This is a genomic window from Acidobacteriota bacterium (assembly GCA_028874215.1).
Lineage (GTDB): Bacteria > Acidobacteriota > UBA6911 > RPQK01 > JAJDTT01 > JAJDTT01.
The window spans coordinates 14,279-35,689 of record JAPPLF010000095.1 but is presented as its reverse complement, the minus strand read 5'-3'; the positions used below and the strand labels follow the sequence as shown (position 1 = coordinate 35,689).

At 65.1% G+C, this 21,411-nt stretch carries 20 protein-coding genes and 2 tRNA genes; 14 read left to right on the top strand and 8 right to left on the bottom strand.

Features of this window, described 5'->3' with window-relative positions:
- Positions 1 to 18: 18 nt before the first annotated feature.
- From OXT71_18840 to OXT71_18830, 3 genes are all read right to left on the bottom strand, one after another.
- A complete protein-coding gene (locus OXT71_18840) occupies positions 19 to 1,188 on the bottom strand; it encodes a Gfo/Idh/MocA family oxidoreductase (GenBank protein MDE2928447.1) in 1,170 nt (389 codons plus the stop codon).
- 3 nt (positions 1,189 to 1,191) lie between these two features.
- A complete protein-coding gene (locus tag OXT71_18835; GenBank protein MDE2928446.1) occupies positions 1,192 to 1,632 on the bottom strand; it encodes a dimethylsulfonioproprionate lyase family protein in 441 nt (146 codons plus the stop codon).
- 180 nt (positions 1,633 to 1,812) lie between these two features.
- Entirely contained in the window at positions 1,813 to 3,369 is a 1,557-nt protein-coding gene (locus OXT71_18830) for a YifB family Mg chelatase-like AAA ATPase (GenBank protein ID MDE2928445.1), read from the bottom strand.
- A gap of 285 nt (positions 3,370 to 3,654) precedes the next feature.
- Between OXT71_18830 and hemE the strand changes: the two genes are divergently transcribed.
- Genes hemE through OXT71_18815 form a run of 3 tightly spaced genes read left to right on the top strand, consistent with a single transcriptional unit; the run spans position 3,655 to position 6,379 of the window.
- Entirely contained in the window at positions 3,655 to 4,701 is a 1,047-nt protein-coding gene (gene hemE / locus OXT71_18825) for a uroporphyrinogen decarboxylase (protein ID MDE2928444.1), read from the top strand.
- Positions 4,698 to 5,348 (top strand): hypothetical protein, encoded by a 651-nt coding sequence (locus OXT71_18820; GenBank protein MDE2928443.1) that lies wholly within the window; start codon positions 4,698 to 4,700, stop codon positions 5,346 to 5,348. The genes hemE and OXT71_18820 overlap by 4 nt, the downstream gene beginning before the upstream one ends.
- Positions 5,345 to 6,379: a hypothetical protein gene (locus OXT71_18815; protein ID MDE2928442.1), complete on the top strand. Its 1,035-nt coding sequence runs from the start codon at positions 5,345 to 5,347 to the stop codon at positions 6,377 to 6,379. Before OXT71_18820 ends, OXT71_18815 begins: the two co-directional genes overlap by 4 nt.
- A gap of 80 nt (positions 6,380 to 6,459) precedes the next feature.
- Here the strand turns inward: OXT71_18815 and OXT71_18810 are convergent, their stop codons facing one another.
- Complete coding sequence (locus OXT71_18810) at positions 6,460 to 8,355, bottom strand: prolyl oligopeptidase family serine peptidase (GenBank protein MDE2928441.1); 1,896 nt, start codon at positions 8,353 to 8,355, stop codon at positions 6,460 to 6,462.
- An 84-nt stretch (positions 8,356 to 8,439) separates the two neighbouring features.
- Between OXT71_18810 and sucC the strand changes: the two genes are divergently transcribed.
- Genes sucC through OXT71_18785 form a run of 5 tightly spaced genes read left to right on the top strand, consistent with a single transcriptional unit; the run spans position 8,440 to position 12,165 of the window.
- Positions 8,440 to 9,624, top strand: a complete 1,185-nt coding sequence (gene sucC, locus OXT71_18805; protein ID MDE2928440.1) for an ADP-forming succinate--CoA ligase subunit beta — start codon at positions 8,440 to 8,442, stop codon at positions 9,622 to 9,624.
- Positions 9,625 to 10,494 carry a succinate--CoA ligase subunit alpha gene (gene sucD / locus OXT71_18800; protein ID MDE2928439.1) on the top strand — a complete coding sequence of 290 codons (870 nt, stop codon included), beginning with the start codon at positions 9,625 to 9,627 and terminating at the stop codon, positions 10,492 to 10,494.
- The gene (gene ndk, locus OXT71_18795; protein ID MDE2928438.1) at positions 10,491 to 10,910 is read left to right on the top strand and encodes a nucleoside-diphosphate kinase; all 420 of its coding nucleotides are present in this window, start codon (positions 10,491 to 10,493) and stop codon (positions 10,908 to 10,910) included. Before sucD ends, ndk begins: the two co-directional genes overlap by 4 nt.
- A 7-nt stretch (positions 10,911 to 10,917) precedes the next feature.
- Positions 10,918 to 11,139: a DUF2905 domain-containing protein gene (locus OXT71_18790; protein MDE2928437.1), complete on the top strand. Its 222-nt coding sequence runs from the start codon at positions 10,918 to 10,920 to the stop codon at positions 11,137 to 11,139.
- A gap of 6 nt (positions 11,140 to 11,145) precedes the next feature.
- Complete coding sequence (locus OXT71_18785) at positions 11,146 to 12,165, top strand: SAM-dependent methyltransferase (protein MDE2928436.1); 1,020 nt, start codon at positions 11,146 to 11,148, stop codon at positions 12,163 to 12,165.
- A 40-nt stretch (positions 12,166 to 12,205) separates the two neighbouring features.
- Here the strand turns inward: OXT71_18785 and OXT71_18780 are convergent.
- A tRNA-Val gene (locus OXT71_18780) sits at positions 12,206 to 12,282 on the bottom strand.
- A 35-nt stretch (positions 12,283 to 12,317) separates the two neighbouring features.
- Here OXT71_18780 and OXT71_18775 point away from each other — a divergent pair.
- From OXT71_18775 to eutB, 6 genes are all read left to right on the top strand, one after another.
- Positions 12,318 to 13,316: a YpdA family putative bacillithiol disulfide reductase gene (locus tag OXT71_18775; protein ID MDE2928435.1), complete on the top strand. Its 999-nt coding sequence runs from the start codon at positions 12,318 to 12,320 to the stop codon at positions 13,314 to 13,316.
- Between the two features lie 31 nt (positions 13,317 to 13,347).
- A complete protein-coding gene (gene der / locus OXT71_18770) occupies positions 13,348 to 14,685 on the top strand; it encodes a ribosome biogenesis GTPase Der (protein MDE2928434.1) in 1,338 nt (445 codons plus the stop codon).
- Between the two features lie 66 nt (positions 14,686 to 14,751).
- Entirely contained in the window at positions 14,752 to 15,018 is a 267-nt protein-coding gene (locus OXT71_18765; GenBank protein MDE2928433.1) for an HU family DNA-binding protein, read from the top strand.
- Positions 15,019 to 15,028: 10 nt separating this feature from the next.
- Complete coding sequence (locus OXT71_18760; protein MDE2928432.1) at positions 15,029 to 15,451, top strand: MerR family transcriptional regulator; 423 nt, start codon at positions 15,029 to 15,031, stop codon at positions 15,449 to 15,451.
- A gap of 91 nt (positions 15,452 to 15,542) precedes the next feature.
- A tRNA-Pro gene (locus OXT71_18755) sits at positions 15,543 to 15,619 on the top strand.
- 85 nt (positions 15,620 to 15,704) lie between these two features.
- A complete protein-coding gene (gene eutB, locus OXT71_18750; protein MDE2928431.1) occupies positions 15,705 to 18,104 on the top strand; it encodes an ethanolamine ammonia-lyase subunit EutB in 2,400 nt (799 codons plus the stop codon).
- Positions 18,105 to 18,124: 20 nt separating this feature from the next.
- On the opposite strand, the gene OXT71_18745 is transcribed toward eutB, so the two are convergent.
- Genes OXT71_18745 through OXT71_18735 form a run of 3 tightly spaced genes read right to left on the bottom strand, consistent with a single transcriptional unit; the run spans position 18,125 to position 21,374 of the window.
- Positions 18,125 to 19,039 carry an amidohydrolase family protein gene (locus OXT71_18745; GenBank protein ID MDE2928430.1) on the bottom strand — a complete coding sequence of 305 codons (915 nt, stop codon included), beginning with the start codon at positions 19,037 to 19,039 and terminating at the stop codon, positions 18,125 to 18,127.
- Complete coding sequence (locus OXT71_18740; protein ID MDE2928429.1) at positions 19,036 to 20,655, bottom strand: M14 family zinc carboxypeptidase; 1,620 nt, start codon at positions 20,653 to 20,655, stop codon at positions 19,036 to 19,038. Before OXT71_18740 ends, OXT71_18745 begins: the two co-directional genes overlap by 4 nt.
- Positions 20,652 to 21,374 (bottom strand): HAD family hydrolase, encoded by a 723-nt coding sequence (locus tag OXT71_18735; protein ID MDE2928428.1) that lies wholly within the window; start codon positions 21,372 to 21,374, stop codon positions 20,652 to 20,654. Before OXT71_18735 ends, OXT71_18740 begins: the two co-directional genes overlap by 4 nt.
- Positions 21,375 to 21,411 lie beyond the last annotated feature (37 nt).

The following is a 21,411-nucleotide window of genomic DNA, read 5'->3' as shown; positions in this document are numbered from 1 at the left end:
GGCTTGATGGGAGGCCCGTCAGCCGGAATCCGGCGACAACACGGGAATATCGACCCAGGAACGGCTCAGCCAGGACTCGCGGGCGCACTCGGCCAACTGGACCCCCTTGGCTCCCTCCAGCATGTTCCAGGGGAACGGTTCGTCGGCAAGAACATGGCGCAGGAAGAGTTCCCACTGCGTCCGGAAGGGACCGGACGCCGGCGCGGGACCGGGTGCGGGCGACCACGATTCCAGCCAGGCGTGCGACTGCTCCAGATCCGGATTCCAGGTCACCCGGGGGGTGGAGCGGGCGAGTTGCACCCAACAATGGTTCAAGCCGCAGACGGCCGATCCCAGAGTTCCGTCGACTTGAAGGGTGAAGAGGTCGTCCCGGCGCACTCGAACCGCCCAGGAACTGTTGAAGTGGGCGACCACGTCTCCGTCGAGTAGAAACGTGGCGTAGGCCGAATCGTCGGCGGTGACCGCGTACTCCCGGCCCTTTTCGTTCCATCGCCTGCGAACGTGGGTGGCTCCCAGGCAGGAGACGGCCCGCACGCGGCCGAAGAGGTTTTCCAGCAGATACCTCCAGTGGGGAAACATGTCCAGAATGATGCTGCCCCCCTCTTCCCTGCGGTAGTTCCACGACGGCCGCTGCAAGGGGGCATCCCGCCCGTCAAAGACCCAGTAGCCGAACTCTCCCCGGACCGAAAGGATCCGCCCCAGACTTCCGTCTCGCAACAACCGTTTCAAGCGAACGATCCCGGGCACCCAGAGCTTGTCCTGGACCACGCCGTGCTTGAGTCCCCTCCCTTGGGCCATCCGGTAGAGCCGATGCGCCTCGGCGCTGGTGGCGGCGGCCGGTTTCTCGCAGTAGACGTGCCGGCCCGCCTCCAGGGCCCGTTCCATCGCCGCAGCCCGCAGCGGAGTGGTCTGAGCGTCGAAGTAGATCCGGTTGGCGGGGTCTTCCAAGGCCCGGTCCAACCGGTCGGTCCAGGTTTCGACGCCGGTCTCGCGGGACAGCCGCTCCAGCTTGACCGGGTTCCGCCCCACCAGAACCGGCTCGGGAAGGATCCGGCCGATGCCGGGGATCTCCATTCCTCCGTCCCGGCGGATACTCAGGATGGACCGGCGCAGATGCTGATTGGTCCCCATGCGGCCGGTGACCCCGTTCATGATGACGCCGATCCGGAGGGGGGAGTCTGCGGACATGTTTCAGCGCCAATCGTGTTGGGAGCGGGCCCCCTCCGGCAGGGAGGGCGCCTCGCGGCCGGCGCGGGGAAGGGTGCCCGTGAGTTCCTGGCGCCAGTGGGCCACGTCTCCGGCGGGACCGTAGCAATAGATGAAGGTCAAGGGTTTCTTTCCCAGGTTGGTGAGCTGATGGTAAACGCCCGGCGGAATATAGACGACGTCCCCGGAGCTCAAGGTTCTCCGCTCCCGGCCCAGGCACATCTCTCCGGTCCCCTCCACGACGTAGTAGATCTCCTCCTGCTCCTGATTGTGCCAGGGGACCTGGCCTCCGTCCGGGTCCAGGACCACGGACCCCATGCAGAAGCTGGCGGCTTGAATGGGCGATGGGCCTCCCACCAGGTTCCTCGACTCGCGGCCGGCCGGGAATCGGCGGGAACTCAACCGGTTGAGACTGGCAACGATCATCTGCTCCGTCCTCCAGGATGTTCGGCGGCTACCCGGCCGATCTTCTCCGAAACCGGGGCAGGAGGAAAGAGCAAAGCTCCCGGAGCGGCGGTTTCCTAACCGCCGATTCCCGAGCAGCAAGAGAATAGGAGCCGTGGCGGTCGATCAGGAAATCGCCCTTCCCAACACCGGAACGGTTTCCTAACCGCCGCTCCGGGTCCTTTTCCAGAAACTCCGGTCCAGGGACCGGTACTGGATGGCCTCGGAGACATGGGAGGTGGTCAGTCCGGACGACCCGTCGAGATCGGCGATGGTGCGCGCCATCTTGAGGATGCGGTCGTAGGCTCGAGCCGAGAATCCCAACCTGGGAAGGGCGTCGTCGAACAACCGCCTGACCGTGGGACTCAGGGTGCAGAACCGCTGGATCTCCTGACCCCCCATCTGAGCGTTGCAGAAGATGGGCGTTCCCGAGAAGCGGTCCCGCTGGACGTCCCGCGCCCGGGCGACCCGCTTGGCGATGGCGCGTGACGGCTCTCCCGAAGGCTGGGCCGCCAGGTCCCGGTACGGCACCTCGGGGACCTCGACCTGCAGGTCCATCCGATCCAGGAAGGGTCCCGAAATCCGCGTCAGATAGCGGTGGATCGCCAGCGGAGAACAGACGCACTCCCGGTGAAGACTGGTGGCATAGCCGCAGGGACAAGGGTTCATGGCGGCCACCAGCATGAAACGGGAGGGAAAGGTCAAGCTGCGGGCGGCCCGGCTGATGGTGACTTCTCCGGCCTCGCAGGGTTGGCGAAGCGTTTCCAGCACCCGCCGGTGGAACTCGGGCAGCTCATCCAGAAAGAGGACCCCATTGTGGGCCAGGGAGATTTCGCCGGGCCGGGGCGGCGATCCCCCGCCCACCAGGCCGGCTCCGCTGATGCTGTGGTGGGGAGACCGGAAGGGGCGCCTCGCCAGGATGGAGCGGCCCTTGCCCAGCAATCCGGAAACGCTGTGGACCGCTGTCGTCTCCAGGGATTCGGAGAAGCTCATGGAGGGTAAAATGGAGGGAATGCGCCGCGCCAGCATGGTCTTCCCGGCGCCGGGCGGGCCCATCAGGAGCAGGTTGTGTCCCCCGCCGCAAGCCACCTCCATGGCCCGCTTGGCCGCCTGTTGCGCCTTGACGTGAGAGAAATCGGGCAAGCGGTATTCCGGTCCCGAGTCTCCTGCCTCCGGATCGATGGTGAGGGGACCCTCGCGCCGGTTGCCGTTGAGAAGGTCCAGGACCTGGGGCAGACTGACCCCGCTATAGACGTCGATTTCCCGGACGGCCGCCGCCTCCCGGGCGTTGCCGGCCGGGAGCAGGAGCCGCTTGAACTTCCGCTTGACGGCTCCCAGGGCCACCGGCAGCGCGCCTCGAATGGAACGCACCATTCCATCCAGCGACAACTCGCCGAGGATCAGCCATTTCCGCAGTTCCCGGTTCTCCAGTTTACCGGTCAGACCCAAAATCCCCAATGCGATGGGCAGGTCGTAGCAACTGCCTTCCTTCTTGAATCCCGCGGGAGCCAGGTTGACGATGATGGTCCCTTGGCCGGGAAACTTGAAGCCGCAATTGCGGATGGCGGCCCGCACCCTCTCGCCGCTCTCCTTGACCGCCCTGTCGGGCAAGCCGACCACGTGGTACCGGAAATACATGCTCTGGGTAAAATTGACCTCCACGTCGACGATTTCGGCCTGGATGCCCAACACGGAGGCACTGTGGACTTTGAGCAGCATGGCCCGGAACACCCCTGAATTCACACGACCGCCGCCCGCTGCGGCAGATCCTCTCACCATCGCCCGCCCGGCGCCGAGCCGAGCACGCTATGGTGCGCTTCAACCGCTTGTTAACGTCCCGGGCAGGGAAAATGCGAAGCGGCAGGCCGGTTCCAACGCGCCTTGGGAGGGAGCCGGAGGCCGGAGCCGGGTGGAGTTCAAGGTTCCGGGGTATACTCTCTAGTCTTTCCGGAGCGTACGGAGCAAACCGGCGGGAACTCCGGACCAGCGACTGGGAACGGATCAATGACTGATAGGAACCATCGACGGGAGGGACGCTTCCTGCGGGCTTGCCGGCACCGGGAGGTGGATTGCACTCCGGTCTGGGTGATGCGCCAGGCGGGCCGCTACCTGCCTGAATACCGGCGGTTGAGGGAGCGTTACACCCTCTTGGAAATCTGTGGAAACCCGGAGTTGGCGGCTGAGGTGACCCTGCAGCCCATCCGGCGTTTCGATCTGGACGCGGCCATTATTTTCGCGGACATCCTCCTGCCGCTGAAGGGAATGGGCCTGGATTTCCGGTTCGCCGCCGGAGAGGGTCCCGTCATTTCCCGGCCGGTCAGGAGCCCCGAAGCGGTCCGGGCGCTCCACACCATGGATCCCTGGGAGCACCTGTCCCACGTGATGGAGGCGCTCCGGCTGGTGCGGCAGGAGTTGGACCCGGGGCGGGCCTTGATCGGATTCTGCGGCGCTCCCTTCACTCTCGCCAGCTACATGATCGAAGGGGGCAAGTCCAAGAACTTCCAGGAGACCAAGAAGTTCATGTACACCCATCCGGACGCCTGGAAGGAGTTGATGGGAAAGCTGGTGGAAGTGCAGGTCTCCTATCTGAATGCGCAGGTCGATGCGGGAGCCCAGGCGGTCCAGCTCTTCGACAGTTGGGTCGGCAGCCTGGGCCGGGCCGACTACCGGGAGTACGTCCTTCCCTTTTCCCGGGCCCTGTTCCAAGGGCTCAAACATCGGGGGGTCCCCCTGATCCATTTCGGAACCGGAACCGGGGCTCTTCTGGAAGACATGCAGGAAGCGGACGGGACGGTGCTGGGTGTCGATTGGCGGGTCGACCTGGACCAGGTCTGGGAACGGCTGGGTTCGGGTCAGGCCATCCAGGGGAATCTCGACCCGCTTGCCCTGATGGCCCCCCGGCCGGTCCTGAAGCGGAAGGTGCGCGAGGTTCTGGCCCAGGCCCGGGGACGCCGGGGACACATCTTCAACCTGGGTCACGGCGTTTTGCCGCCCACCGATCCGGACGCCGTCGCGGCCATGGTCGATTGGGTTCGAGAGGAGTCAAAGTGATCGTTTTCGCCAGGGATTCCATCAAGATAGGAATGGGCGTCCACCGGAAGATCATGTGCGCCGTGCCCCGATTTCGATTCGGATGCACCATCCTGTTCCCGTTCCTGTTCCTTTTCGGCGGGACGGAGCCGGTTGCAGCCGGCCCGGACTGCGAATCGATCCTCCCCGGCCTGAAGGTCCCGGCCAAGCTCAAGACCCGGGGAAAGCCGAAACGGGGACGTTGGGAGAACGTGGACAAGGTCGTCACCCGGGTGCGGGAGGCCGTCGAGGAAACGGAATGTTCGTTGACGCCGGCGCAGTTGTTCCGGGTCCGCCGCCAAGAGATCTTCTTTCCCTTGACCAACAACCTGCTCAGGACAATCCCGGAGGAATCCCTGGAGGGCGTTTCCGTCTACTCCAGCGACGGCGAGCGGCTGGGAGAATTTTCCAACATCGTTCCGTATCACCGCAGCGGAGGACTTTACGCCGTCAAGGGGTACACGCTGCACTATTTCCAATACAAGGATGAGGAGGGCGGCCTCCACTCCAGCGGCACGGATCTACTGTTGGACAACTTTCTGCTAAAGTGGAACGACATCAAGGATCGCGTCTTGATCTCCACTCCACGCCAGACCGAAGGGGATCTGCAATTCAGACAACGGCAATGACGAGACCGGTGCATCGATTTCCCGGCAATCCGGCAGGAAGGCTTCTCCTGGTCCTGGTCCTGCTCTGCCCCCAGGTCTGGACCTCGAACCTGTTGGGGCAGGACGGTTCATCCGATACCTACAGGACCGCGTATGGCCGCGGTTACGTGGACGGACAACGGTCGGGAGAAAGCGATCGGGCGGCGCGCCATTACTACGACATGGCCAACAAGCGGGAATATCAGCGGTTGGATCCCGGGGTCGATCCGGACCGGGACGACCCCGAAATCTATCGAAACGGCTATCGCCGGGGTTTCGAAGCCGGCTATGACGACGGGTTCTATCCTGACCGGCCGGGCTCCCGGCGGCGTGCCCCGGCACCGGAACCGGATGGTCCGGAGGCCCGATCTCCGGCCGCAGCGGACTCGGAATCCAAGCTCCGGATCCCGGCCGGGACCGAGATTCGCGTTCGAATGAAGGAACCGCTCACCACCAGAACCCACAAAGTCGGAGACACTTTCTCAGCCCGGGTGATTCAGAGAATCGATGCGGGGAGGGCAAGGGCCATACCCAAGGGCGTCGAGGTTCGCGGTTCCATCTCCCAGTTGGTGAGGGCCGGCCGGATCCGGGGCCGGGCCCGCATGAACCTGCACTTCAAGGAGCTGCGCTTCAGAGACGGACGAGTGGTCCCCATGGATGCCCTGATGGCTTCCCTGGTGGAGCCGCGCAAGAGGAGCGTCCCCGACGAAGAAGGCACGCTGAAGGAACCTGGGGAAAAGGCCGGGGATGCCGGCAAGATCGGGGCCTCATCCGCCATCGGTGCGCTGATCGGCCTGATCGGCGGCGGTAAGGAAGGGGTCGCCGTGGGGGCGGCCGCCGGGGCCGCAGTGGGAGCGGCCGGGATTCTGGTGACCCGGGGGAGGGACATCGTAATTCCAGCCGGGACGGAAATCGTCATTCGACTGAGCAAGGATCTCGACCTCCCCGCGTCGCACCGGTCCACTCCTCATCGCCGCGAGGAAAATTTCCATACCACCGGCGACGCGTTGTAACTGCTGAAGCACCGGTTGATCTTCGGTCCCGGGAAAGCCGCCGGGGCGGTTCCGGGTTTCTCCTTCTCCCTTTTTCCGGATCAGGCCGCGTGTTCGGCCAGGAACTCCTGCAACGCCTCCAGGTAGGTCTCGATGGTCTGCGACTTCTTCCAGCCGTGTCCTTCACCCGGGAACCGATGGTAGATATGGGGGACTCCCCGCCCCGCCAGAACTTCGGCGATCCGGTCCGATTGGCTGGGGGGAACGACTTCGTCGTCTTCGCCCTGAAAGAGTGCGACCGGATCCCGGATCGACCCGGCCCGCCCCAAAGGCGAGCGGTCCCGGTAGCGGGACTCGTCCCGGGGCAGGAGTCCCACCAGCGAGTCCAGGTAATGCGCCTCGAACTTATGCGTCTCCCGGGTCAGGGCGAGTAGATCGGAGACTCCGTAGAGGCAGACTCCGGCTCGAAACAGGCCCGGATAACGGATCAGGCACAACAGTACGGTGAACCCCCCGGCGCTGCCTCCCAGGACGAAGAGGCGATCGGGACGGGCTCGTCCGCTGGAGACCAGGGTTTCGGCGGCGGACCGGGTGTCCTCGACGTCGGCCACTCCCCATTGACCCTTCAGGGCATCCCGGTATGTGCGGCCGTAACCGGAGCTGCCCCGGTAGTTGAGATCCAGCACGGCGAATCCCCGGCTGGTCAGGAAAGGGATTTCGAAACGGTATTCGACCAGGGCCTGAGAGGTGGGACCGCCATGGACCCGAATGACCGCAGGGGGCGGAGCCGTTGGCCGGTGCGCGGGATTTCTGGGACGGTAGTACAAGCCATGACAGTCCAGGGGTTCCGGAAGATCGACCTCGGACCGCACTCGCCAGGAAAGGGGACGGGGATGGCCCAGGTAGGCTGCTTCCGGCGGATCGGGAGTCACCTGGGACCAGGTCTCCACCGCGCCATGAGCTGAAACGGTGAGGACCCGGCGCGGAAGCAGCGGGGAGGAGCCGACGAGTGCGACCCGCTCGCCTTCGGGCGCCGGCGAGAGCTGGCTCAACGCCGAATAGCGGGAGAGGCCGCCGCCGACCGGCTGGGGTCGCCGTTCCTCCAGGTCCACCCGCACCAGCGCCGCACGGCCCCGAGTCAGCCGAATCGCGTAGACCGCGTCGCCCGACGGGGTCCAGGCGTGGGATCTGAGCCCCTGGATCCAAGCCGGCCCCGCGTACTCGCAAGGCTCGCGCACCAACGGCTGCAGCGATCCGTCCGCCAGGTCGTAAAGCCAGAGGTTGAACCAGCCTTCCCGATCGGAGACGAAGCTCAGGTAGCGGCCGTCCGGGGAAAAAGCAGGTTGGAAGACCGCGACGGAACCTGCCGGATCACCGGCCACCAGCACCGGCTCCGGTCCATCTCCGGCCCCTGTCCGGCAGCCGGCCTCGCCCAGGTAGAGGCCGCTTCCGTCCCAAGGCATGTTGGGGTGGTCCCACGCGACCCAGGCGACCCGGCGGCCGTCCGGGTGCCAGGCCGGCTGCATGTAGAAGTCGCGTCCGGACGCCAATTGGACCGGCCAGCCGGAGCCGTCCGTCGGCGCCAGACCGAGGCAGTCCACACCCTCGGAGGAATGGACATAGACCAGCCGGCGGCCGTCCGGAGACGCCGACGGCGCCGCCGCCTTGCCCCACGGCGGGGTCACGGGCGCGGATTCCGAGTCCTCCAATCCCCGGCGAAAGATCCTCCCCCCGGAGACGAAAAAAACCTGGTCGCCGGACACCGAAAAGTCGCCGCCGCCGTATCCCACCCGGGCTCGAACGGAACGCCCGGAGACCAGGTCCCGGGGCGGACCGTCGAGGGATTCGCGAACCACCAGAACCCCTGTCGCGGAACGATTTTCCCGCCAGACCAGACCTCCCGATGCCGTCCATTGGACGTCACTCGGCCGGACCCGCGCCGCCCCTTGGCCGGGCGCCAAGGGACTCTCCCAGAGTCGGCCCGCCGCGCTGTTCATTCCGGCTCGCTTTTCGGTTCCTTTTTCCCGATCTCTCCGGCACCGTCTTGAACTGCGCCCATTGTATGGTGTTTCATAGCGGCGATGAAAATTCACGAGTTCCAGGCCAAGGAGATTCTGGCCCGGTACGGAGTCAGGATTCCCCGGGGAAAGGTCACCCAGAGTCCCGCCGAAGCCTTCGAGATCGCACGGTCCCTGGGAGGGGTCGTAGCGGTCAAGGCCCAGGTCCATGCCGGGGGCCGCGGCAAGGGGGGAGGCGTCAAGATCGTCCGCTCTCCGGAAGAGGCGGAGCGGAGCACCCGGGCGATGCTGGGGACCCGGCTCGTGACTCCGCAGACCGGCCCGGAGGGGACCCTGGTGCGCCAGGTCTTGATCGAGGAGGGTTTGGACATCCGGCGGGAGTTCTACCTGGGCATGGTCATCGACCGGAGCCGGGAGCGTGCGGTGCTCATGGCCAGCACCGAAGGGGGCATGGAAATCGAGGAGGTGGCCCAGACGACTCCCGAACTGATCCTGAAGGAGCAGGTGGACCCGGCCTTGGGACTCCAGGGTTTCCAGGGAAGGAATCTGGCCTACGGTCTCGGCCTGGAGAAGAAGGCCGTGGGCCGGGCCGCCGGGTTCATGAAGGCACTCTCCGAGGCCTTTGCCGCGACCGACGCCTCGCTGGTGGAGATCAACCCGCTGGTGCTGACCGGTGACGGCGATTTCTACGCTCTGGACGCCAAGATGAACTTCGACGACAACGCCCTCTACCGGCATCCGGAGCTGCGGGAGCTGCGCGACTATCACGAGGAGGAGCCGCTGGAGATCCTGGCCCACCGTTCCGGCCTGAACTACATCAAGCTGGACGGGAACGTGGGCTGCATGGTCAACGGCGCCGGTCTGGCCATGGCCACCATGGACATCATCAAGTTGGCCGGCGGCAACCCGGCCAACTTTCTGGACGTGGGGGGCGGAGCCAGCGTGCAGCAGGTGAAGACGGCGTTCGAGATCCTGATTTCCGACCCCAGCGTCCGCTCCGTGCTGATCAACATTTTCGGTGGAATCATGCGCTGCGACACGCTGGCCGAGGGCGTGGTCCAAGCCGCGCGGGAAGTGGGTGTCGGCGTTCCGGTGGTGGTGCGGCTGGAGGGGACCAACGTCGAGCGAGGCCGGGAAATCCTCCGCGACTCGGGTCTGGATTTCGAAGTCGCGTATGGAATGCAGGATGCAGCCGAGAAGGTCTGTCGCCTGGCCGGCGAGGCTGCCCCGTCAACGGAGAATAATTGAGTGTCAATCTGGGTGGATTCGACGACCCGAGTCGTGGTTCAGGGCATCACGGGCCGTGAGGGCAGCTTTCACGCGGCCCAGTGCCGCAGCTACGGCACCCAGGTGGTCGCCGGCGTCACTCCCGGCAAGGGAGGATCCCGGCACGACGGCCTTCCCGTCTACAACACGGTCCGGGAAGCCGCCGTCCGGGAGGGAGCCAACGCCAGCGTCATCTTCGTGCCGCCCCCCTTTGCGGCAGACGCCATTCTGGAGGCGGCCGACGCCGGCCTGGAACTGGTGGTCTGCATCACCGAGGGGATCCCGGCGCGGGACATGCTGCAGGTCTGCAACTTCGTCAGAGGCGGAAAGACGCGCCTCATCGGTCCCAACTGCCCCGGCATCATCTCTCCCGGCCAGTGCAAGATCGGGATCATGCCGGGGCACATCCACCGTCCCGGAAGGGTGGGATGCATTTCCCGGAGCGGCACCCTGACCTATGAGGCGGTGGACCAGCTCACCTCCCGGGGCATCGGGCAGAGCACCTGCATCGGGATCGGAGGCGATCCACTCATCGGGACCGGTTTCATCGACGCCCTGGAAGCCTTCGAAAAGGATCCGGATACGGACGGGGTGGTCCTGATCGGAGAAATCGGCGGCAGCGCGGAAGAAGAAGCGGCGGAGTACATCCGGGACCACTTCCGGAAACCGGTGGTCGGTTTCATCGCCGGGCAGACGGCGCCTCCGGGCCGCCGCATGGGCCACGCCGGCGCCATCATCTCCCAGGGCAAGGGAACGGCGGCGGAAAAGATGGAGACGATGCGGCGGTGCGGCGTTCGCGTGTTGGAGAGTCCGGCCCGGATCGGCGCCGCCATGGAGGAAGCCCTGGGATGAACCAGTCCACTCTGGGCATCGTCAAGCCGGACGCGGTGAAGACCGGGTCGCTGGGCCCCATTCTGAAACGGCTCGAGGCAGGCGGCCTGACCGTCGCCGGCTTGAAGATGGTGCACCTGACCCGCGAGCTGGCGCAGGGATTCTACGCAGTGCACCGCGACCGCCCCTTCTTCGACAGTTTGACGGACTTCATGTCCGAGGGGCCGTGCGTAGTCATGGTTCTCAAGGGGGAAAACGCCATCGATCGCTGGCGGGCCCTGATGGGCGCCACCGACCCGGGCCAGGCCGGCGAGGGCACGATCCGCAAGGACTTCGGCCAGAACATCGAACGCAACGCCGTTCACGGCTCCGACAGTCCCGAATCGGCAAACTTCGAGATCGCTTACTTCTTCAACGCTCTGGAACTCTCCGGGTAGGCCCCCCATGTTCCAAGACCTGGGAAAAGTCCTGATCTTCCTGGGACTGGCCCTGGCGGCGGCCGGATTGTTGCTGACCTGGATGCCGTCGCTGAGGCTGGGACGCCTTCCGGGGGACTTGCACATCCGGCGGGAAAACTGGAGCCTGCACTTTCCCGTCGTCACCTGCCTGCTGGTCAGCGTCGCCCTGACTCTCGTCTACTGGCTGATCCAGTGGTTCCGGCGCTAGCCCCCCATGTCTTCCGGCGAAACCATGACCTTCGCCCGGTTCATGGAGTTCTGCCTCTATGATCCGCAAACAGGCTACTACCGCCGTGGGGCCAAGGTCTTCGGTCCCCGCGGAGACTTCTACACGTCTCCCTATACCCATCCCCTGTTCGCCCGGATCCTGGGAGACGCCCTGGCCGGGTATCTCTCCCGCCTGGACGGGGATGGACCCTTGGACCTCATCGAACTGGGCGCCGGCGAGGGGATTCTGGGAAAGGGCGTTCTGGACCGGCTGGCGAACCGGCATCCCGGGATCTTCGCCCGCGTCCGATACCGGGGCGTGGAGTTTGGAGACGCCGGCCTGCCGGACCGAATCCACGGCGCCGTCTTCTCCAACGAACTCTTCGACGCGCTGCCCGTGCACCGGGTGCGGGTGTCCCAATCCGAATTGAAGGAGATCTTCGTCCGCCTGGGCGAGCCTGTTGCCGAGGTGGAGGGAGAACTCTCCGACCCGCGCATTCCGGAGTACATGCGGCTCGGATTCCCCCGTTGGCGCGAGGGATACGTCTACGAGGCGAATCTCCGGATGGTGGAGGTCCTGGAAGACCTGGACCGCCGCATCCATCGGGGTTTCGTCCTCACCCTGGATTACGGATTCGAGGCGTCCGAATACGAGGCCATGGACCGGAGGGACGGCACGTTGCTCTGCTACCATCGCCACCGGGTTCATTCCGACCCCTACATCAATCTGGGCCGCCAGGACCTGACCTCCCACGTCAATTTTCGAGTGTTCCGCAAGACGGCTGCGCGCCTGGGCTGGACCAACCGTCCGCTTCGAAGCCAGCGCCGGTTCCTGATGAAATGGGGCCTGGAGGCCCGCTTGCTGGAAGAGGAGAGGAGGGGCATTCTGCGGGCGGAAAGAGTGGAGGATCGGCTCGGAATCAAGGCCCTTCTGGCGCCGGGGGGAATCTCCGATACACTCAAGGTGCAGGTGCAGGCGGTCCGCCTCCCGGCGGCAGGCGGCAGCTTCGGAGCAAGCCGGATCTGATACAATCCGGTTTCCGAGCCTGAGGTTGCCGGGGAGGGGATGGTGGGCGATACCGGATTCGAACCAGTGACCTCCGCCGTGTGAAGACGGCGCTCTAACCAGCTGAGCTAATCGCCCGAAACAGGAAATTCATTCTAGAAAGTCGTGTCGAAGTGAGTCAACTACTGGACCTGATCATCATAGGAGCCGGACCCGCGGGTCTGGCCTGCGCCATCGAAGCCCGGAAACGGGGTCTGGACTTCTGGGTGGTGGAGCGAGGCTGCCTCGTCAACTCCATTTACAGATATCCGGTCAACATGACCTTTTTCACCACCGCCGATCTCCTGGAAATCGGCGACGTGCCCATGATCATCTCCGCCGACAAGCCCAAGCGGGTCGACGGCCTCAAGTACTATCGCCGCGTCGTGGAGCACTACCAGCTTCCCATTCGGGACTACGAGGAGGTTCTCACCGTCCAGGGAAGTCTGGGGAACTTCATGGTGAATACCCGGGACCGGCTGGGAAACTCGCACGGCTATCACACCCGCCGGATCGTAGTGGCCACGGGCTACTACGACAATCCCAACCTGCTGGGAATTCCCGGAGAGGACCTGCCCAAAGTCAGCCACTACTACACCGATCCCCACCCCTACTACGGCAAGAACGTGGCCATCATCGGGGGGAACAACTCCGCCGCCGAGGCGGCCTTGGAACTGTTCCGCAGCGGATCGAACGTGACGTTGATTCACCGGGGCGAGCGCATGGGAAGCAAGATCAAGTATTGGGTCCTTCCCGACATCGAGAACCGGATCAAGAACGGAGAGATCCCGGCTCTCCTGTCCAGCCGCGTGGTGGAGATCCGGCCCCGGAAGATCGTGGTCGACACGCCGGGCGGAATCGTGGAGCTGGACAACGACTTCGTCCTGGCCATGACCGGCTACCACCCCGACTCCGATTTCTTGCGGCAGATGGGAATCCGGGTCGAATCCGAGACCCACATTCCCGACCATGACCCCGAGACCCTGGAAACCAACGTCGCCGGCATCTATCTGGCCGGTTCCATCTGCGCCGGCAAGATGACGAACCGCATCTTCATCGAGAACGGACGCTTCCACGGCGGCCAGATCTTCCGCCATTGGGAGTTTCCCGCACCGGCGGCGACGGCGGACTGACCGCCGTCCCAACTTCACTCGACACAAGCCGATGCAGCGTAGCCGTTTCCGAGTGGCCATCGTGGGGCGGCCCAACGTCGGGAAATCCACACTTTTCAATCGGCTGACCGGGACCCGCCGAGCCTTGGTGGACCGCCGTCCGGGAATGACCCGGGACCGGATCTGCGGGATGGCCGAATGGAGCGGCCGGACTTTCGAGGTCATGGACACGGGCGGCATCACGCCGGGGGACCGGGAACATATTCCCGAGCAGGTTCTCCGGCAGGTGGAGGTCGCCATCGGGGAAGCGGACCTCATCCTCCTGGTGGTCGACGTGCGCGACGGTCTGCAGCCCCTGGACGAGAGTCTGAGCTCCATGCTGAGAGCCCGTGGCCGGGAGCCGGTGCTGGTGGTGAACAAGGTGGAGACTCTCCGCATGGAAACGGAGGCGCTCCAGTTCCATTCCCTGGGACTGAGGCATCTGTTTCCGGTTTCCGCCGAGCACAACCTTCAAATGGAGTCCTTGATCGGGGAGATCCTGACCCGCCTGCCCGACGCGGCTCCCGGCGCCTCCAAAGCCGACGAGATCCGGGTCGCCATCGTGGGGCGTCCCAACGTGGGCAAGTCTTCTCTGCTGAACCGGATCGTGGGTGAGGAACGCTCGATCGTGACCTCGATTCCGGGCACGACCCGAGACGCCGTGGACACGCTGGTTCGCGTGGGGGCTCAGGCGTACCGGTTCGTGGACACCGCGGGAATTCGCAGAAAGAGCAAGACGGTGGAGATCGCCGAAAAGCTGAGCGTGGTCATGGCTCGCAAGAACCTGGAACGGGCCGACGTGGCGCTCCTGGTGCTGGATGCCTCCGAACCTCCCACCACTCTCGACGCAATCATCGGCAGGTACGCCCAGGACGCGGGCGTCTCCATTCTGATTGCGGTCAACAAGTCCGACCTGATGCCCTCCGATCCGGAAACTCGCGCCGCCATGACCGCGGCCTACCGGGACCGGATGCCGGCCCTGGTCTTCGCGCCGCTGGCCTTCGTGTCGGCCAAGACGGGAAGCGGCGTCTCCAAGATCTTCTCCCGGGTGGACCGGGCCTACGAGGGCCGGATGATCCGGGTCGGAACTGCCGAGCTGAACGTCTACCTGGAACGGTACGTGGCCGCGGCTCTGACTCCCGAGGGAAGCGCCCGGAAATCGCGCTTGAAGTACGCCTGTCAAGTGGCGACGGCGCCTCCCACCTTCGTCTTTTTCACGCGGGGATCCGGAAAGCTGGATCTTCCCACCCGCCGGCATCTGGCCCGGCGGCTTCGGGAGAAATACCATTTTCACGCCACGCCGATCCGGATCCTCCAACGCAGCGGAAAGAGGAGGCGGGAGCTGTCTTGACACCCGAAAAAGGGCGTGCCTAATATGAATCGCAGCTTGTGACACCGCCTCCTGAGCAGGTATTTCATGGTCAAAGCGGATCTGGCGCGCGCTGTCTACGAGACCCACGGCGGTTTGACTCATCAGGAGTCGAAGGAGGTGGTCAAGCTCATCTTCGACAGCATCAAGTCGGAACTGCTACGTGGAGAGAATGTGAAATTGTCCGGTTTCGGTTCGTTCCGCGTCATTTCACTGAAGCCTCGAATCGGCCGCAATCCCCAGACTCGAGCCCAGATGCGGCTGGGGCCGAGCCGGCGCGTGACGTTTCGCCCCTCTCGCCTGATCAACGTGTGAATCCATCCTGATGGCCAGGAAAGGCAAGCTCTTCTACAAGATCGGGGAAGTCTGCAAGATCTGCGACGTTCCCGCTCACGTCCTGCGTTACTGGGAGACCGAATTTCCGCGGCTGTCCCCCAACAAGAACCGCTCCGGGCAACGCATCTTTCGGGAGAAAGACGTGCGACTGGTGGCCGAAATCAAGCGGCTGCTGTACGAAGAGGGCTACACCATCGCCGGGGCCCGCAAGCAGCTCCGCCGAAACGGCGCCAACTTGCGGAAGACGCCGTTGTTCTCCAAGGCCGGGGCCGATTCTTCCAAGATACTCCTGGCCCAGATCCGGGGCGAGCTTCAGGAACTGATGACGCTTCTGGACCAGGATCTTCCCTCCGCCAACAGGCGACCGGCAAATCGGAAACAGCCCGGCGGGCGCGGCGAAAACGGCGAATAGCCAGCTTTCGCGGCCGCCTGGCCCAACCGCCCGCGGCAAAAACCGTCACGGCTTTCCACACGGGCTGCTATACTGGCCGTCATTCGCCGGCCGGGACGTGGCGCAGTCTGGTAGCGCACCTGAATGGGGTTCAGGGGGTCGGGAGTTCGAATCTCCCCGTCCCGACCAGCATTTCCGGAGTCCTTTCCAGCGGCGCCCCGCGAGCTGCACGGGCCGCCCCGGTTGCGGCGCCGATCCACCGGGCAGGAGTTCAATGCCTTCCCAAGTCCGGACCCCCGAATCCCGTTTTGATGACTCCTCCGCACTACGGCGGCGGCCGGAAACCGAATCGTTCTCCCCGGAGTTTCCAACCCGCCTGACCTCCCCTCGCCGATCCTTCCTTTCGCGCCTGCTTGCGGGAACCTCGCTCTGGGTCGTTGGAGCGGGCGCCAGAGCCGTCCGCAAGGCCGGGGTTGCAACTTCCGCCTCCGATCGCGACGAGGGCATCTTTGCCTACATCGCGCGCTTGAAAGGCCGGTTCGACCCGGCGCTCTACCGGCAACTGCTGGGGGCCGCCAATGAATTCAAGGAAGGAGACCAGGCCATCGGCGTGGCCGCACCGGACGAGCAGGCGCGAGCCCGGGCCCGGGCCCTGCTGGCCAACACTCGCGTCGGCGATCTGATCGCCCGTCCGGTCTTCGAAGACTCCGTTTCGTCGTACATCGACACCGTGGTTGACCGCGAGATCACCCGAACCGTCGCCGGCTGGACGCTGGGCGACCTGAAACGTTTCCTGCTCCGGAAAGAGGAAGCTGCCATCAAGGACATCATGCCCGGTCTGCCCAGCGACATCATCGGGTGCGTGGTCAAGTTGATGAGCAACGAGGAACTGATCGCGGTGGGACGGAAGGTCTTCAATCCGCTGCCCCATTCCAACCTCGGCGCCAAAGGGTACATGGGCGCCCGGATTCAGCCGAACTCGCCCACGGACAACGTCGACGACATCCGATGGCAGGTCTTCGACGGGTGGTCGTACGCCGTCGGAGACGTGGTGCTGGGAACCAACCCGGTCTCCAGCGAAGTCGCTTCTGTCGCCTCCATTCAACGCGCTCTGGCTGAAATCCTGGAGGTGTTCGGCCTGGAAGACGCGTTGCCCCATTGCGTCCTCTCCCACGTCGACGTGCAGGCCGAGGTGGAACGGCGGGACCCCGGGTCCACCGCGATCTGGTTCCAGAGCCTCGGCGGCGTCACGGACGCCAATACGACCTTCGACCTCTCGGTCGAGAAGATGGTGTCCCACGCCGAGCGGAGGACCGGGAAGTACGGCTTCTACTTCGAGACGGGACAAGGCGCCGATGCCACCAACGGTCACGGCAAAGGCTTCGACATGGTGCTGCACGAAACGCGCAAGTACGGGTTCGCCCGGGCCCTGGTTCACGAGGTGGCCAAGGCGCAGCGCAGCGCCGGCCGGACGCCGGCGCCCTGGCTGCACCTGAACGACGTGGCCGGATTCATCGGGCCGGAGATCTTCAGGACCCGTGAGCAGCTCGTTCGCTGCTGCCTGGAGGACACGGTCATGGGCAAGCTTCACGGTTTGCCCATCGGCCTCGACATCTGCTCGACCCTCCACATGGACATCGACCTGGACGACCTGAACTGGTGCATCGAACGGGTGATGCCCGCCAACCCAGCCTATCTGATGGCGCTGCCCACCAAGAACGATCCCATGCTGAGTTACCTGACCACCGGTTTCCTGGATCACGTCCGTGTCCGCGAGAAGTTCGGGTTCAAGGTCAACGACGTGATGTGGCGTTTCTTCCAGGCCCTGAAGGTGATCGACGCGGAGGGAAGGCCCACGGAGCATTTCGGCCAACCCACGTGGGTCTATCTCCAGTACCTGCGGGCCAAGGGCGACCGGCGCCCGGACCGGGAGATCCTGGCCGAGGGCAGGCGCCGGATTGCGGAGGTGCGGAAACGCGGCGTGTTCATCGCGGAGGGGCACGGGAAGAACCCCTGGGATCCGGAGCCCCGGCTCCGGCAACGAGTCCGCTATCTCTACCGGGATTCCAAGAAGTGCATCCGGGCCGAACTGCCCAAGGACTTCGAAACCCGGCTCCCCTCGGCGATCATGGTGAAAAGCCGGTCCAGGGACCGGAACGACTACATCCTGCATCCCCCCACCGGAGAGGAACTGGACGCCGCCTCGACCTCGGCCATTCGCCGTCTGGCCAAAGCCCGCGGGGACCGCTACGACGTGCAGCTCGTCATCTCCGACGGCTTGAACGCCTACTCGCTCACCGACGACGGCCATCTGAATCCCTACCTGGCGGCTCTTCGGACCCGCCTCGAAGCCGTCGGCCACGATTTGGCGCCGGAGCACATCGTGGTGCGGAACGGACGGGTCCGCGCCGGCTACCGCATCGGCGAAATGCTCTTCGGGAATCTTCGCGAGACCGGCCGCAGACGCGCGATCCTCCACGTCATCGGCGAGAGGCCCGGATCGGGACACCACGCCTTCTCCGTCTACATGACCCGTTCGCCGGTCCGCACCTGGGCCCGTGCCGGGGTCACCGACCACAACATCACCAAGGTGGTTTCCGGAATCGCGGACACGGCATTGGATCCGGTGACGGCGGCCGCCGACACGGTGAGGATCCTGTCACGGACAGCGTAGCCCTCCCGCGCAGGGGGCCTTCAATTCCGCAGCCGGAGCATCCGGGCCCCGTTGTCGTAGGTGATCCTCCTCAACATCAGGGGGTCGGGAAGATACTCCCGCAGGCGGTCCAGCGACCGCTGGGCGATGCAGTAGCCTGGCGGGTAGGTCGCACCCCTGCCGTCGTGGCAGTAGCAGTCGCTTCCCCAGAGCAGCTTGCGCGAGTGACGGGCGACGAAATCGGCGGCGAAGTCCGGGTCCCGGCTGAGGGAATTGAGTCCCGACCCGGCCGAAAGGTCTCCGAACATGTTGGGATAGTCGGACAGGAGCCTGTCGGTGAGGCCGCCCTTGACGACCCGGCCCCGCCCCTCGCCGTCCCGGCTGATGTTGGCCCACCAGGTCCCGGCATGGCCCAGAAAATTCACCTGCGGATACCGCTCCAGGATCTTGTGAAACCGGTCCAGCCCGTGGTTGTGCCGGGAGCCGAAATGGAGCAGCACCGGGACTCCGTACTCCCGGGCCACCTCGTACACCCGGCGCATGGGAACAGAGTCGGCGTCCACCTCGAACTTCTGCTCTCCGATGCCCCGGGCCCCCTTCTCCAACTGCTGGCGCAGAACCTGGGTCGAATCTTCGCGCTCCGGGTCCACGTTGCAGAAAGTGACCACCTCGTCCGGATACCTGCGGACGTGGCTCCAGGCCGCCTCGTTTCCGCTGATCCTCCCGGTCATCCAGCCGTCCGCCGGAAGCAGGACCGTGGTCTTGACCCGGTGGAACCTCTGGTGGCGAATGAGCGTTTCGGCCGGGCGGCCGTCGAAGTCCGGGTGCTGGTGGATGTCAAGGATGAGCAGGGGTACGCCCGCCTCTCCACGGGTGCCGGAAGCGGCCAGCAGCGGCAGGCCCAGACCAGCTCCGCCCACCTGGCGCAGCAACTCCCGGCGATGGATCCGCATCATGGCGCCGGCTCTTGCCAACCGAGACCGAAGACCCGCTCTTCCCCCGGGTCGTAGAGGCAGGTCACCACGAAGAGATCCTCTTTCCGGGACCGCTCCGGTGGAATGTTGACCTGGACATAGGTGAAGCCCCGGGCAACCCAACTCAGGTAACCCTCCCGGGACGAGACGGGCGCGAGGCGGCCGTTGACCCGGACCTCGGATAGGCGAGCCTTGGGATAGGGGATTCGCAGGCGAAGCGAAAGCCCGTTTTCGATGGGCTCGCTCTCCGCCATCGGCGGCAGCTCCGACTCGTCGGCGCGGCCCGACATCAAAAGGAGATGCGCCTTGAATTGGCCGTCCGCATCGGGATGATCCTTCAGCGCCGACTGGATGGGTCCGGCTTCGATGCTCCCGTGCCCGCCGATTCGCCGGGCGAACCGGGGAAGACTCTTGTCCGCGAGCCAGCGGCGGGCGGCTCTTCCGGTGGTGGAGCAGACGAACAGAACCATCCCCTCGGTCTGAGGGTTGTTGAGTGCGGTGACGATCTGTCCCTGCTTGTTCCAGAGCTCCACCCGGGACCGGCGGCGGGCAGCGGCCGTCTCCCCATAGGCGGTGACGAAGTGAAGCTCGTTCTTGAGGATGACCCGTGTGGGGTAGCCGGGATAGTACTCGCCGGGCCAGATCTCGTGGCCGATCTCCAGCAGGCGGCGATGACGCAGGAAGCTGCTCCGTTCCCAGGCGTTCTCGTTGGCGAAGGCCAGAGTGTGGTAGTGCTCGTAGCCGTAGGTCGCCGCGTAGTAGAGGGGCCTTCCGCTCCACAACTTGGACCCCAGCTCCTCGATCTCCGGTCCCCAGTAGATCCGTTCCGCGTCCTGCTCCAACTGGTCGGAAGGGTAGCCCTCGGCCAGCGCGGCCTGGTCCATCTGCCGAATGATCTCGTGCTTGTACGACTTCAGGGCGATGTTGGAGTAGGCCGCCCCCGAGTTCTCGGCCATGATGTAACCGCGAAACTGCATTCCGGTCCCGTGGTAGTCGGCGTGGAGTTCGGCCTGGAGCTCGTCCATGAGACTCTTTGCCGCCAGGGCCTCCGGCATCTGCTCCGGGTACAGGGGCCCCTCCCGGTTCCACTCCTTGTAGGTATCCCGATTGTGGCTGTTGCGCAGGCTGCCGGCCACGTAACCGTCCGGGTTGACCACCGGCATGAAGGCGATCACCTGCCCCCGGAGGATCTCTCGGGCGCCCGGACTCCCCTTCAGCAGCCAGTCCATGAGATAGAAGATCCCGGTGGCGGCCGAACGTTCCCCGCCGCAATGGAGCGCCGTAATCAGGACATGCTCCTTTTGATCGGCGGGGGCGTCGGGGTCGGTCAGGACCGCCGCCAGCAGAGGCCGGCCCTGGGCCGACTTCCCCAGCTTCCGAAGCGTCATGATCCGGGGGTGGGCCTTCTCCCATTCCAGCAGCCGGTTCTCAAGTTGGGGGAACGTGGGATGGACGGCGGGACCGAATTTGGGACCCGGGGCCGCGCCTGCTTTCAAAGGCACGCCGCAGAGCAGGATCGCGAGAATCAGGATGGCGCCGTACGCCCGTTTCATCCCGGTGCCGACGGGAACGGACCGATCGAAAGTGGATCGAGTCATGGACCCGGCCCATCCTCCACGACGGCGGCTTCCCGCCCGGTCCGGGAACCGCTCTCCATGAACTCCAGAATCGGTCCCATGGGTTGGAGCCCCGCCACCGCCAGATCGGGACCGCAGTCCTTCAGTTCATCGAGCCCGTAGTTGCCGGTGGCAACCGCGATGGTGGTGGCGCCCGCGGCGCGGCCGTGCCGGACGTCCCGGGGGGTGTCGCCGATGACGAACACTTCCCCTACCGCCAGCGGAGCCGCCAATTCGCTTCCCCGGCGGATGGCGGCCCGGATCAACTCGGTTCGATCTCCCGAATCGGAGCCGTATCCGCCGAAAGGGAAGTAGGAGCTGAGCCCCGCCCTCTCCAGCTTCAATCGCGCTCCGGTTTCGACGTTTCCGGTGGCCAGTCCGATGAGAAAACCGGGATCGGCCGAAAGCCGGATCACCAGTTCCCGCGCTCCGGCCAGGACCTGGAAACCGGGGCTCCGGCGAACTTCGTCCGGCAGGATGGACAGGTAGATGTCATAGAGGTCCTGTCCGGGTTCATCGTCCACGCCGTATTTGGAGACGATCTCTTGAATGATCAGGGGGTCGGTCTTCCCGTCGAACCGAATCGCCGTCCAATCGGGCTCGATCCCATACCGAATCTGGAAGGCGCGATACAAGGACCTCGTACCGGCCCCTCCGGAGAGGAGGAGGGTCCCGTCGATGTCGAAGAGGACGAGCCTCATGCGTCGGATTATAGCAGCCGGTGAAGCAGGCCGGACA

What these genes read in the sequence shown, in the direction of transcription:
- OXT71_18760 (MDE2928432.1), top strand. Translation starts at nt 15,029, where the DNA reads ATGGCCAGGAAAGGCAAGCTCTTCTACAAGATCGGGGAAGTCTGCAAG.
- der (MDE2928434.1), top strand. Translation starts at nt 13,348, where the DNA reads ATGCAGCGTAGCCGTTTCCGAGTGGCCATCGTGGGGCGGCCCAACGTC.
- hemE (MDE2928444.1), top strand. Translation starts at nt 3,655, where the DNA reads ATGACTGATAGGAACCATCGACGGGAGGGACGCTTCCTGCGGGCTTGC.
- OXT71_18830 (MDE2928445.1), bottom strand. Translation starts at nt 3,369, where the DNA reads ATGCTGCTCAAAGTCCACAGTGCCTCCGTGTTGGGCATCCAGGCCGAA.
- OXT71_18790 (MDE2928437.1), top strand. Translation starts at nt 10,918, where the DNA reads ATGTTCCAAGACCTGGGAAAAGTCCTGATCTTCCTGGGACTGGCCCTG.
- OXT71_18735 (MDE2928428.1), bottom strand. Translation starts at nt 21,374, where the DNA reads ATGAGGCTCGTCCTCTTCGACATCGACGGGACCCTCCTCCTCTCCGGA.
- OXT71_18745 (MDE2928430.1), bottom strand. Translation starts at nt 19,039, where the DNA reads ATGATGCGGATCCATCGCCGGGAGTTGCTGCGCCAGGTGGGCGGAGCT.
- OXT71_18840 (MDE2928447.1), bottom strand. Translation starts at nt 1,188, where the DNA reads ATGTCCGCAGACTCCCCCCTCCGGATCGGCGTCATCATGAACGGGGTC.
- OXT71_18765 (MDE2928433.1), top strand. Translation starts at nt 14,752, where the DNA reads ATGGTCAAAGCGGATCTGGCGCGCGCTGTCTACGAGACCCACGGCGGT.
- eutB (MDE2928431.1), top strand. Translation starts at nt 15,705, where the DNA reads ATGCCTTCCCAAGTCCGGACCCCCGAATCCCGTTTTGATGACTCCTCC.
- OXT71_18815 (MDE2928442.1), top strand. Translation starts at nt 5,345, where the DNA reads ATGACGAGACCGGTGCATCGATTTCCCGGCAATCCGGCAGGAAGGCTT.
- ndk (MDE2928438.1), top strand. Translation starts at nt 10,491, where the DNA reads ATGAACCAGTCCACTCTGGGCATCGTCAAGCCGGACGCGGTGAAGACC.
- OXT71_18835 (MDE2928446.1), bottom strand. Translation starts at nt 1,632, where the DNA reads ATGATCGTTGCCAGTCTCAACCGGTTGAGTTCCCGCCGATTCCCGGCC.
- OXT71_18785 (MDE2928436.1), top strand. Translation starts at nt 11,146, where the DNA reads ATGTCTTCCGGCGAAACCATGACCTTCGCCCGGTTCATGGAGTTCTGC.
- OXT71_18740 (MDE2928429.1), bottom strand. Translation starts at nt 20,655, where the DNA reads ATGACTCGATCCACTTTCGATCGGTCCGTTCCCGTCGGCACCGGGATG.
- sucC (MDE2928440.1), top strand. Translation starts at nt 8,440, where the DNA reads ATGAAAATTCACGAGTTCCAGGCCAAGGAGATTCTGGCCCGGTACGGA.
- OXT71_18810 (MDE2928441.1), bottom strand. Translation starts at nt 8,355, where the DNA reads ATGAACAGCGCGGCGGGCCGACTCTGGGAGAGTCCCTTGGCGCCCGGC.